The sequence below is a fragment of the Pseudomonas sp. Hz4 genome, from assembly GCF_054898165.1.
Genome location: NZ_CM142719.1, coordinates 469289 through 481106 on the forward strand (window position 1 = coordinate 469289; position 11818 = coordinate 481106).

10 protein-coding genes and 3 pseudogenes are annotated in these 11818 nt (G+C 60.0%); 4 read left to right on the forward strand and 9 right to left on the reverse strand.

From position 1 onward, the window contains the following. Positions 1 to 4: 4 nt before the first annotated feature. The 3 genes and pseudogenes from tcyL to ACYZTR_RS02095 all read right to left on the reverse strand — a co-directional run bounded on the left by tcyL (position 5) and on the right by ACYZTR_RS02095 (position 2767). Positions 5 to 670, reverse strand: a complete 666-nt coding sequence (tcyL, locus tag ACYZTR_RS02085) for a cystine ABC transporter permease (protein WP_461976061.1) — start codon at positions 668 to 670, stop codon at positions 5 to 7. Then, positions 670 to 1464: a cystine ABC transporter substrate-binding protein gene (tcyJ, locus tag ACYZTR_RS02090; RefSeq protein WP_461976063.1), complete on the reverse strand. Its 795-nt coding sequence runs from the start codon at positions 1462 to 1464 to the stop codon at positions 670 to 672. The genes tcyL and tcyJ overlap by 1 nt, the downstream gene beginning before the upstream one ends. 310 nt (positions 1465 to 1774) lie before the next feature. Then, positions 1775 to 2767, reverse strand: a pseudogene (locus tag ACYZTR_RS02095) (D-cysteine desulfhydrase). Between the two features lie 193 nt (positions 2768 to 2960). On the opposite strand from ACYZTR_RS02095, the gene epsC reads away from it, so the two are divergent. Further along, positions 2961 to 3887 carry a serine O-acetyltransferase EpsC gene (epsC, locus tag ACYZTR_RS02100; RefSeq protein WP_461976065.1) on the forward strand — a complete coding sequence of 309 codons (927 nt, stop codon included), beginning with the start codon at positions 2961 to 2963 and terminating at the stop codon, positions 3885 to 3887. Between the two features lie 398 nt (positions 3888 to 4285). Further along, positions 4286 to 6241, forward strand: a complete 1956-nt coding sequence (gene betT / locus ACYZTR_RS02105; protein ID WP_461979553.1) for a choline transporter BetT — start codon at positions 4286 to 4288, stop codon at positions 6239 to 6241. 27 nt (positions 6242 to 6268) lie between these two features. Here the strand turns inward: betT and ACYZTR_RS02110 are convergent, their stop codons facing one another. Further along, positions 6269 to 6529 carry a hypothetical protein gene (locus ACYZTR_RS02110; RefSeq protein ID WP_461976067.1) on the reverse strand — a complete coding sequence of 87 codons (261 nt, stop codon included), beginning with the start codon at positions 6527 to 6529 and terminating at the stop codon, positions 6269 to 6271. A 161-nt stretch (positions 6530 to 6690) separates the two neighbouring features. Next, positions 6691 to 6791, reverse strand: a pseudogene (locus ACYZTR_RS02115) (3-ketoacyl-ACP reductase); the annotation flags it as partial. Between the two features lie 7 nt (positions 6792 to 6798). Here ACYZTR_RS02115 and ACYZTR_RS02120 point away from each other — a divergent pair. After that, a pseudogene (locus ACYZTR_RS02120) lies at positions 6799 to 7062 on the forward strand (type II toxin-antitoxin system HicB family antitoxin); the annotation flags it as partial. A 136-nt stretch (positions 7063 to 7198) separates the two neighbouring features. Further along, positions 7199 to 8236 carry an L-glyceraldehyde 3-phosphate reductase gene (gene mgrA / locus ACYZTR_RS02125; RefSeq protein ID WP_461976069.1) on the forward strand — a complete coding sequence of 346 codons (1038 nt, stop codon included), beginning with the start codon at positions 7199 to 7201 and terminating at the stop codon, positions 8234 to 8236. 43 nt (positions 8237 to 8279) lie between these two features. On the opposite strand, the gene tauD is transcribed toward mgrA, so the two are convergent. Genes tauD through tauA form a run of 4 tightly spaced genes read right to left on the reverse strand, consistent with a single transcriptional unit; the run spans position 8280 to position 11802 of the window. Next, positions 8280 to 9122 (reverse strand): taurine dioxygenase, encoded by an 843-nt coding sequence (tauD, locus tag ACYZTR_RS02130; RefSeq protein WP_461976071.1) that lies wholly within the window; start codon positions 9120 to 9122, stop codon positions 8280 to 8282. Positions 9123 to 9177: 55 nt separating this feature from the next. After that, a complete protein-coding gene (tauC, locus tag ACYZTR_RS02135; RefSeq protein WP_461976073.1) occupies positions 9178 to 10017 on the reverse strand; it encodes a taurine ABC transporter permease TauC in 840 nt (279 codons plus the stop codon). Next, entirely contained in the window at positions 10014 to 10808 is a 795-nt protein-coding gene (tauB, locus tag ACYZTR_RS02140; RefSeq protein ID WP_461976075.1) for a taurine ABC transporter ATP-binding subunit, read from the reverse strand. The genes tauC and tauB overlap by 4 nt, the downstream gene beginning before the upstream one ends. 16 nt (positions 10809 to 10824) lie before the next feature. Then, positions 10825 to 11802, reverse strand: coding sequence for a taurine ABC transporter substrate-binding protein (gene tauA / locus ACYZTR_RS02145; protein ID WP_461976077.1), 978 nt, complete (start codon positions 11800 to 11802; stop codon positions 10825 to 10827). Positions 11803 to 11818: the final 16 nt, after the last annotated feature.

Here is an 11818-nt window from a genome sequence, read left to right on the forward strand (position 1 = left end):
TGGGTCAGGACTCCTGGTCGTGCCGATTGACCCGTGCTTCCAACTGGTTCTGCAGGTGCGAAAGCACCGTGGCCAGAATCCAGTAGATCAGCGCGGCGGCAAGGTACATGGTGAAAATTTCAAAGGTACGGGCGGTAATCAACTGCGCCTGACGGAACAGTTCCGGCACCTGAATGGTGGCTGCCAGCGCGGTGTCCTTGACCAGCGAAATGAAGCTGTTGCCCAGCGGTGGCAGAGCCGTACGCATCGCTTGCGGCAGGATGGCCCGGCGCAGGGTCTGTGCGCGGGTCATGCCGATACTCGCGGCGGCTTCCCACTGGCCACGCTCGATGGAACTGATAGCGGCACGCAGGATTTCGCAGGCGTAGGCCGCCATGTTCAGCGAGAAGCCAATCAGGGCGGCCGGCAACGGATCAAGCTCGATGCCCAATTGCGGCAAACCGTAATAGATCACGAACAGTTGCACCAGCAACGGCGTGCCGCGAAAGAACGACACGTAGATGCGGGCGATCCAGCTCACCAGTTTGAAGCGCGACAGGCGCATCAACGCCAGACCAAACCCCATCACCAGGCCGAAGAACATCCCGCCCAAGCTCAAGATTACCGTGTAATACGCGCCCTTCAGCAGGAAGGGCGCGGAGTCCAGCGCAAGTTGGAAAGCTTCTTCCATTATTTAGTGACGTCAGCGTTGAAGTATTTTTCCGAGAGCTTGGCCAGGGTGCCATCGGCGCGCAGTTTATCGATCGCCTTGTTCACTGCTGCCAGCAACTCAGGCTCGCCTTTGCGCAGGGCAATACCGGCTTCCTGACGGGAGAACGCTTCGCCGGCGGCGGTAGTGTCCTTGGCCTTCTTGGCGTATTCCAGCGCTGCGAGACGGTCGATCAGAATGGCGTCAATGCGGCCGACGCGCAGGTCCTGGAACTTGGTCGGGTCATCTTCGTAGGTGCGGATGTCAGCGCCCGGCACATTGGCTATCACCCACTGTTCGTAGTTGGTACCCAGGCCCACACCGACTTTCTTGCCGGCCAGGTCATTGGCGGTCTTGATGGTGTCTTTGTTCTTGGTCAGAACCAGCGCCTGAATCCCGGAAACGGTGTACGGCTCGGAGAAGTCATACTTCTTCTTGCGCTCGTCCGAGATGGTCACCTGGTTGATCACCGCGTCCAGACGCTTGGATTCCAGCGCTGCGAGGATGCCGTCCCATTTGGTCGGTTGAAGTTTGACCTTCACGCCCAGCTCTTTGGCCAGGGCTTCGGAGAATTCGACTTCGAAGCCCGCCAGCTTGCCGTCGGCGTCGACGAAACTGAACGGTGGGTAAGTGCCTTCCAGGCCGACGTTGATAACGCCAGCGTCTTTGATTTTTTGCAGCTGCTCACCGGCAACTGCTTGCCCCAACAGACCGGCGCTCAGCGCCAGGCCCAGCGAACCAACCAGCAGGTTTCGACGTAGTGCGGAAAAATTCATGACAAGCCCCTGTGTTTTCTTATGGAAGACGCTTTAGGAAAGTTGGCAAATTCGGGATTTGAACGACTGCGATATCCTGCCCTAAAGCAGCGTATGCGTCTCGCTGCAAATTCGCCTGCGGCGCGACTATATGACGTTGTTTTTAGATAGGTAAATAACAAATATTACGTTTTTTATTCTTTTATTGAATATAAGGCCGGAGATCGAGATCGTTCCCCCGCTCTGCGTGGGAATGCCTCTAGGGACGCTCCGCGTCCAATGACGCGGAGCGTCACGGCTGCATTCCCACGCGGAGCGAGGGAACGATCAGCTACAAAAAGTCCTTGTAGGCAAACAATGCCGGTGCCCCACCGGTGTGCAGGAAAATGATTGGACCTTCATCGAACCGCTGGCGACCGATTCCGTCGAGCAACCCGGCCATGGCCTTGCCGGTGTAGACCGGGTCGAGCTACAGCCCTTCCTGGCTCGCCACCAGCTTCACCGCCGACAGTGTCCCGGCATTCGGCTCGCCGTAGCGTGGACCGAAGTATTCGTCCCACAACTCGATCTTGAAACTCGCTGGCAGGCTCACGCCCAGCAGCTCTGCAGTGCGTTCGGCGAGGCCCTGGACTTTCGGGCGCTGATCTTCATCACTACGGGAAACCGTGACACCAATCACTGGCAAATCCGGCAGTACTTCACTTAACGCCAGCGCCAGACCGCTGTGGGTCCCGGCACTGCCCGAGGCCAGAACCACGGCGGCGAATGTCAGCCCGGTGTCCTTGATCTGCTCAGCCAGCTCCAGCCCGGCACGCACATAACCTAAAGCGCCCAATGCATTGGAACCACCAATCGGCACTAGGTACGGTTTCTTGCCGTTGTTGCGTAGACGGTCGGCCAGAGCCTGCAATTGCTCGTCGGCGTTGTCGAGGTTTTCCACCAACTCGACCTTGGCATCGAACAGGTCCAGCAACAGTCGATTGCCGTTGCCGACATAGTTAGCGTCGTCGGTACCCAAGGAGTTTTCCAGCAGCGCTATGCAGCCCAGGCCAAGCTTGGCCGCAATGGCGGCGGTCTGGCGCACGTGATTGGACTGAAGCGCACCCGCGGTGATCAAGGTGTCGGCACCTTGTGCCAGCGCATCGGCCGCCAGGTATTCGAGTTTGCGCAGCTTATTGCCGCCCATGGCCAGCGGCGTCAGGTCATCACGCTTGACGTACACATCGCGGCCCAGCCAGGTCGACAAGCGTTCGAGTTTTTCCAGGGCGGTAGGATGACCGAGCAGGTCGAGACGGTTAAAGCGGGCAAGCTGTTGTTTGATCATGGGGTCCGTACTGGCGGAGGGAGTTGACAGGACTATAGGCACGCCTATTTAGCGGGGCAACCCGGCAATCGACTTATACCCAAAAGAACTGAGCACAGCACAATCGGTTCTTAATTCGCCTTCCGGACCATGCCGTAAAGTAATCCCCGTTAACGCGGCCAGACAGTCCGGCCGCCCGTGAGGAGTTTTTACCGTGAGCGAGCGTTCCAGTCATTGGCAACTGCAGACCATCGTCAGTCAACTGCGCACGGCGCGTGACCAGTGGCGCGTACAAAATGGCCGCGCCAGCACCGAACAGGGCGGTCGCGAGTTGCCCTCCCGAGCGGCCATGGCGCAGATTCTCGAAGCGCTCTGTGGCGCGTTGTTCCCGATGCGCCTGGGCCCGGTGGACTTGCGTGAGGAGAGTGAAGACTTCTACGTCGGTCACACGCTGGACGTTGCGTTGAACGCGTTGCTGGCTCAGGCGCGACTCGAATTGCGCTACGCCGCTCGCCACAGTGACCAGGCCGACACCGAAGTCGAGGCCAAAACGATTCAGATCATTCAGGACTTCGCCCTCGCATTGCCGGGGCTGCGCAGTCTGCTCGACACCGACGTGCTGGCGGCTTATCACGGCGATCCAGCGGCTCGCAGCGTCGACGAAGTGTTGCTGTGCTATCCGGGGATTCTGGCGGTGATTCACCATCGTCTGGCCCATCATTTGTACCGCGCCGGATTGCGGTTGCTGGCACGGATCAGCGCGGAAATCGCCCACTCGGCCACCGGCATCGACATTCACCCTGGCGCGCAGATTGGTCGCAGCTTCTTCATCGATCACGGGACGGGCGTGGTGATCGGCGAGACGGCAATTATTGGTGAGCGCGTGCGGATTTATCAGGCCGTGACCTTGGGCGCCAAACGCTTCCCGGCGGATGAGGACGGCCAGCTGCAGAAGGGCCATCCACGGCATCCGATTGTTGAGGACGATGTGGTGATCTATGCCGGGGCGACGATTCTGGGGCGGATCACCATTGGCAAGGGCTCTACCATTGGCGGCAATGTCTGGCTCACCCGCAGCGTACCGGCCGGGTGCAACCTGACGCAGGCGAATCTGCAGCATGATGATGGGGCGCAGAAGTAGGCCCCCCCATCTGATCGTTCCCACGCTCCTGCGTGGGAACGCCTCAAGGGACGCTCCGCGTTCCAGGGCCACCGCCTATGTAGTGCCTGACATCGATGTGACGCAGAGCGTCGCGGGCTGCATTTCCACGCAGAGCGTGGGAACGATCATGCGTTCCCCGCAGCGTCATACCCTTCCTTGAGCTAGCGTACAAAACATGCCGCCGAGCCTTGCGATTAGTCCTTAGCGCCCTATCCATGTTTAACTTGAACGCACATTCAAGTTAAACCGCCGGTTTGCTGCCCGCTCACAACAGGAGGCTTGCCTTTGCCGAGTCCGTTACTGATTGCCCTGTTCCACCCCCTTGAGGTGCGCCTTTCATGAGTGCGCCTTCCACCCCTCCAAGCGGCCAGGTCCGCATGAATCCGCCGGTGTTCTACTTTGCCGCGGGTTTCATTCTGTTGTTCGGCATTGTGGTTATTGCCTTGCCTGAACAGGCCGGTGCCTGGCTGCTGGAAGCGCAAAACTGGGCGGCCAACACGGTCGGCTGGTATTACATGCTCGCGATGACCCTGTATCTGGTCTTCGTGGTGGTCACCGCCTTGTCTGGCTACGGCAAGATCAAGCTCGGTGCCGACCACGACGAACCCGAATTCAGTTACCTGTCCTGGGCCGGCATGCTGTTCGCCGCCGGGATCAGCATCACGCTGTTTTTCTTTTGCGTGTCCGAACCGCTGACCCATTTGTCGCAACCACCGCAAGGCGAGGCAGGCACGGCGGATGCGGCGCGTCAGGCGATGCAGATTTTGTTTCTGCACTGGGGCCTGCACGGCTGGGGCGTGTTCGCCTTCGTCGGCATGGCACTGGCCTACTTCGCTTATCGACATAACCTGCCACTGGCCCTGCGTTCGGCGCTCTATCCGCTGATTGGCAAGCGCATCAATGGCCCGATCGGCTACGCAGTGGACGGCTTCGGCATCATCGCCACGGTGTTCGGCCTCGGTGCCGACATGGGTTTTGGCGTGTTGCACCTCAACTCGGGTCTGGACTACCTGTTCGGCATCGCTCACACCCAGTGGGTTCAGGTCGGCCTGATCACGCTGATGATGGGCGCGGCGATCATCGTTGCAGTGTCTGGCGTCGACAAAGGCGTGCGGGTGATGTCCGACATCAACATGCTGCTGGCCTGCGCGCTACTGCTGTTCGTGTTGTTCGCCGGCCCCACTCAGCATTTGCTCAACACCTTGATCCAGAACATCGGCGACTACCTCGGCGCGTTGCCGATGAAGAGTTTCGACCTGTACGCCTACGACAAACCCAGCGACTGGCTGGGCGGTTGGACGGTGTTCTACTGGGCCTGGTGGATTGCATGGTCGCCGTTCGTGGGCCTGTTCATCGCACGGATTTCCCGTGGCCGGACCATCCGCGAATTCGTCTTCGGTGTGCTGTTGATTCCGCTCGGCTTCACCCTGGCGTGGATGTCGATCTTCGGTAATAGCGCCATCGATCAAGTCCTCAACCACGGCATGAGCACCCTCGGCATGTCGGCCATCGACAATCCGTCGATGACCCTTTACCTGCTGCTGGAAACCTATCCGTGGAGCAAAACGGTCATCGCAGTGACGGTGTTCATCAGCTTCGTGTTTTTCGTCACCTCGGCCGACTCCGGCACGGTGGTGTTGTCGACGCTGTCCGCCAAGGGCGGCAACCCGGATGAAGACGGGCCGAAATGGCTGCGGGTGTTCTGGGGGGCAATGACGGCGCTGGTGACCAGTGCACTGCTGTTCTCCGGCAGCATTGATGCGCTGAAGTCAGCGGTGGTGCTGACCTCGTTGCCGTTCTCCATGATTTTGCTGCTGATGATGTGGGGGCTGCACAAAGCGTTCTATCTGGAGTCGCAGAAGCAGATCGCGCAGCTGCATTCCCTGGCACCGGTATCCGGATCGAAACGTGGCGGCTGGCGTCAACGCTTGACTCAGGCCGTGCATTTCCCATCTCGCGATGAGGTTTACCGCTTCCTCGATACGACGGTGCGCCCGGCGATTGAAGACGTCTCGGCGGTGTTCGTCGAGAAGGGTTTGAACGTGGTCACTCAGCCGGACCCGGCCAACGACAACGTCAGCCTGGAAATCGGTCACGGCGAGGAGCATCCGTTTATCTATCAGGTGCAGATGCGTGGCTACTTCACGCCATCGTTTGCCCGTGGCGGCATGGGTTCCAAGGAACTCAACAACCGTCGTTACTACCGCGCCGAAGTGCATTTGAGCGAGGGCAGTCAGGACTACGATCTGGTGGGTTACACCAAGGAGCAGATCATCAACGACATCCTCGATCAGTACGAACGGCACATGCAGTTTTTGCATTTGGTGCGTTGATCGAGAACCGGTGGCGCCGGGCCCTTTTCAGGTTTCGGCGCTCAACACCATGAACAGCACCATCGCCACCACCGGCACGCCGAATACTGCGCTGCCGACTACCAGCTCCGTGCTAAAGGGCTGGCCAGCGCTGACCATGCCGACTGCACCGTTGATCAACGTCAGCGCGAACCACAGCACGACAAAGCTGTAGGTCAGGGTTTGGCGGCTGAAACCGATTTTCTCGCCGATGAACAGCATCAGCGCCAGCAGGATCAGGCCGAAGGTGATGATGATGGTGGTGTGCATGGTGTGTTCCGCCCTTCAAATGTGTGTTGCCTGATCGTTCCCACGCTCTGCGTGGGAATGCCTCAAGGGACGCTCCGCGTCCAGTGACGCGGAGCGTCACGGGCTGCATTCCCACGCAGAGCGTGGGAACGATCAAGACTGCGGTGTCAGTGTGAGCTTAGTTAAACCAGCCCGCCATTAACCCGCAAAATCTGCCCATTGACCCAGCCGAATCCGGGCCGACCAGGAAGGACACGACGCGGGAGATGTCTTCTGGCTGCTCAGCAGATGCTGAAGGCTTGGTGGCCGATGGCGATCCACTGCCGCAGGTGCGTGAGATTGACGCTCATCTTGATAACCCTGATTACGCAGGCGGCGTGTGGGGTGTGGTCGAATTCGATATCACGCCTTACTTCGGCAAGTCGGTGCGGTTCAATGCCACGCTGCCTGAGCAATTGCTTGAACGTATCGACCAAACGGTTAGACGGGATCAGCGATATAGCTCAAGGTCTGGCTTTTTGGCTGCTGCCGCACTGCGGGAGTTGTCGGCGTAAACCTGGGTGGATCAAGAATCTGTGAAACGTTTCAGCATTTTCTCGAGTCCGAGGTTTATCGGCGTTTGTCTGGGCGTATGCTGGGCAACTTGCAAAGCAGTCGATACCAACTTCAAGACAGACAAGAGAGGATTCGATGACCTACACCGCTGCCGAAAACCGCTATGACTCCATCCCTTACCGCCGCGTGGGGCGCAGCGGGCTGGTGCTGCCAGCACTGTCTCTGGGCCTGTGGCACAACTTTGGCGACAGCACGCCGATCGACACCCAGCGTTCGTTGCTGCGTACCGCGTTTGATCTGGGCATCAACCATTTCGACCTGGCCAACAACTACGGCCCGCCGTATGGCAGCGCCGAGATCAATTTCGGACGTTTGCTGCGCGAAGACTTCAAGCAGTATCGCGACGAGCTGATTATCTCGAGCAAGGCCGGTTGGGACATGTGGGCCGGCCCTTATGGTCAGGGCGGCGGTTCGCGCAAATACGTGCTGGCCAGCCTTGATCAGAGCCTGCAACGCCTGGGTCTGGACTACGTGGACATCTTCTACTCCCACCGCTTCGACCCGGACACGCCGCTGGAAGAAACCGCCAGCGCACTGGCTACCGCCGTGCAACAGGGCAAGGCGCTGTACATCGGCATCTCGTCCTACTCGGGGGTTAAAACCCGTGAAATGGCCGCGCTGCTGAAAGAGTGGAAAGTCCCGTTGCTGATTCACCAACCGGCTTACAACCTGCTCAATCGCTGGGTGGAAAAAGACCTGCTGGATACGACGGACGAACTCGGGACGGGCGTGATCGCGTTCACGCCGCTGGCTCAGGGTTTGTTGACTGACAAGTACCTCAACGGTGTGCCGGCGGATGCGCGGGTCAATCGTCCGGGCGGTGGTTCGTTGCAGGCATCGCACCTGTCCGAAGCCAACATCGCTCATGTGCGTGCGTTGAATGAGATCGCCAAGCGTCGCGGTCAGAGTCTGGCGCAGCTGGCATTGGCCTGGACGTTGCGCGATCCGCGGGTGACCTCGGCATTGATCGGTGCGAGCCGTCCGGAGCAGATTGTCGAGAACGTCGGGGCGTTGAAGAATTTGAGCTTTAGCGCGGAGGAATTGGCGGAGATTGACCGATTTGCCCAGGAAGGTGGAATTAATCTTTGGGAGAAGCCTTCGACGGGGGAGTGACCTCTAACTGATCGTTCCCATGCAGAGCGTGGGAACGATCGGGTTACCGGAAATACGGCACATCCCCCAGCACCGTCGCCCGCTGCATCACTCGCCGCGCCGGCCGGTAATCATCCACGGCGTAATGCTGGGTCACGCGGTTATCCCAAAACGCCACGTCGTCCTTCTGCCAACGCCAGCGAATCGTGAATTCCGGTCGTGTCGCGTGAGCAAACAACAACTTCAGAATCACCTCGCTCTCAGTCTCCGACAGCTCATTGATCTTCGACGTAAAGCCTTCATTGACGAACAACGACCGGCGCCCGCTCACCGGATGCGTGCGGATTACCGGGTGCGACAACGGCGGATTCTTGCGGCGCGCTTCCTCCCATTGGGCCAACGCTTGCGGCGTGTTGCCATAACGCTCCAGCGGAAACGAGCGAGTAAAGTCGTGGGTAGCCGTCAGCCCTTCGAGCAAGGTTTTCATCGGCGCGGACAACGCTTCATACGCCGCGATACCGCTGGCCCACAGTGTGTCGCCACCGAACTCCGGCAGCAGCTTGGCGCTGAGTACTGCGCCCATGGCCGGGGTCGGCAGGAAAGTCACGTCGGTGTGCCAGATGGCGTTGTCGCGCACGTCGGTGACGGCAGTGTCGAGGATCAGCACTTCGGGCTGTTCCGGCACATTTGGGTAGATCGGGTGAATGTGCAGGTCGCCGAAATGGGCGGCGAATCGCGCTTGTTGCTGTGGCTCGATTGGCTGGTCGCGGAAGAACAGCACCTGATGCTTGAGCAACGCCTGCTCGATGGCATCGCGTTGTTCCAGGTTCAGCGGCTGGCTGATGTCGACGCCGCTGATTTGCGCGCCGAGGGCGGAGCTGAGGGGGACGACTTTCAGGTGGCTCATGGTGGTTCTCTTCAATCCGGGGTGCCGAGCTGTCGGCATGGTCAATGACAAGTCTTTAGTGAGCCTGGCCATGCCACGGCACCAGTTTGCGTTGCAGGGCGCGCAAGCCCATTTCCATGGCGAAGGCGATCAACGCGATCACCAGAATCCCCAGTACCACCACATCGGTAACCAGGAACTGCGCGGCCGACTGCACCATGAAGCCCAGCCCGCTGGTGGCGGCGATCAATTCGGCGGCGACCAGCGTCGACCAACCCACACCCAGGCCAATGCGTACACCGGTCAAAATGTCCGGCAAGGCGCTGGGCAGAATCACATGGCGAATCAACTGCGCCCGGGTCGCACCTAACGACTGCGCCGCGCGCAACTTGGCCGGGTCGACGGTGCGCACGCCGGTCGCGGTAGCGATGGCGATCGGGGCGAAAATCGCCAGGTAGATCAGCAAGACTTTCGACAACTCGCCGATGCCGCACCAAATCACGATCAGCGGCAGATAAGCCAAGGGTGGGATAGGGCGGTAAAACTCGATCAGCGGATCGAGAATGCCGCGAGCGATGCGGTTGTGGCCGATGGCGATGCCGACCGGCACGGCGGTCAGCACCGCGAAACCCAGGCCCAAACCGATTCGGCTGAGACTCGCGCCCAAGTGCTGCCACAAGGTCGAATCCATGTAGCCGGTAGTCACCAGCAGCCAGCCTTTTTGCAGCACGGCGGAGGGGGGTGGCAGGAACAGCGGTTCGATCATGCCAGTGGCGGTGACGGCCCACCAAATGACAACAAGCGCGACCAGCGTCAGCACACTGATCCACCGAGTGCTGAGGCTGCGACGTACCGGAATGCCCACCGATCGGCCGTTGCTTTTTACCGTCGCGGCCGGAATTTCATAGCTGCTCATGCGCGCTCCTGCCCCTGGGCGGTGCTGCGTTGGGAGAACACTTTGGCGAGCACGTGTTCGCGGGTTTCGATAAAGCGCGGGTCGGATTTGATCGATCGAGCCGACTCGCCGGCGGCGTAACGCTGAGCGAAATCCAGGCTCAGGCGCTCGACGATTTGCCCAGGGTTTGGCGCCAGCAGAATCAGGTCAGTGGCGAGAAACACCGCTTCTTCAATGTCGTGGGTAATCAGAAATACTGGCTTGGCGGTGCGCTGCCAGACTTGCAGCAGCAATTCCTGCATTTGTTCACGGGTGAAGGCATCGAGGGCGCCGAAGGGTTCGTCCATCAGCAAAACCCGAGGGTCGGCGGCGAGGGCGCGAGCCAGACCGACACGCTGCTTCTGGCCGCCCGAGAGTTGCCAGATTCGACGGTTTTCGAAACCGCAAAGGTCCACCAAGGCGAGCATTTCCCGGGCGCGGATTTCGCGTTTGTCCCGGGAAATGCCGGCCAGTTCCAGACCGAAACCGACATTGGCCAACACGTCCTGCCAAGGCAGCAGCGCGTCATCCTGGAACACCACGCCGCGTTCGGCGCTCGGGCCTTTGACCGGCACGCCATCGAGGGTAATGCGCCCGGCGCTAGGCTCGACGAAACCGGCGATCAGGTTCAACAGCGACGTCTTGCCACTGCCGGACGGGCCGAGGGCGACCAACAATTGCTGGGGCCCAAGACTCAGGGAAATATCCGCCAGTACCGGTTCGGCGGCACCGGGGTACTGTGCGCTGATGCGCTCCAGTTGTAGCAACGCCATCGCAGTTAACTCCCGATCAGTTGGTGATGTACTTGGCGCTGACGTAGGGGGCGTAATCCGGCAGGACGGCCTCGACCTTGCCTTGTTCCTTGAGGAACGCGGCGGTGTCGGTGATGGCCTTGGTGGTCGGCGCGCCGAGGGTGATCACCTGATCAGCCGCCAGCGGGTAGACGTTGCCTTGCAGCAACAATGGAATGTCGCTGGCCTTGGCGCCAGAGAGTTTCACCAGCTTGTCGACATTGCTTTGGTTGGCGAGCCAGGCCTTCGGGTCTTTTCGGTAGTCGGCGTAGGCATCCAGGGTCACTTTAGCGAACGCGGTCACGATTTCCGGGTGCTGCTCGGCGAAGTCTTTACGCACGATCCAGGCATCGAAGGTCGGCGCGCCGAACTTGGCCAGTTCGCCGGAGGTGATCAGTACTTTGCCGTTTTCCTTGGCCACACCGAGTGCTGGGTCCCAGACGTAAGTGGCGTCGATGTCACCGCGTTTCCAGGCGGCGACGATCGCCGGTGGTGCGAGGTTGAGGACGGTGACTTTCGACGGGTCGATGTTCCAGTGCTTCAGCGCGGCCAGCAGGCTGTAGTGGCCGGTGGAAACAAACGGCACGGCGATTTTCTTACCGATCAGGTCTTGTGGGGTTTTGATCCCGGAACCGTCGCGAGCGACCAGGGCTTCAGCGGCGCCGATCTGGGTGGCGATGAGGAAGGTTTCTACCGGGACTTTGCGGGTGATTGCAGCCGTCAGAGGGCTGGAACCGAGGTAGCCGATCTGCACGTCGCCGGAAGCGATGGCGGCGATGATGTCGGCTCCGTTGTCGAATTTGCGCCAGTCGATTTTGGCGTTGGTGGCTTTTTCGTATGCGCCGTCGGCCTGGGCGACTTTCGCCGGGTCAACGGTGGTCTGGTAGGCGACGGTGACGTCAGCCGCCTGGGTAAAGAAACTCACCGCAGCCAGAGACGCGGCCGCCAATAGGTGAAGGGGGGAAGTCAGTTTCATAGAGTAGCTCCTTGTC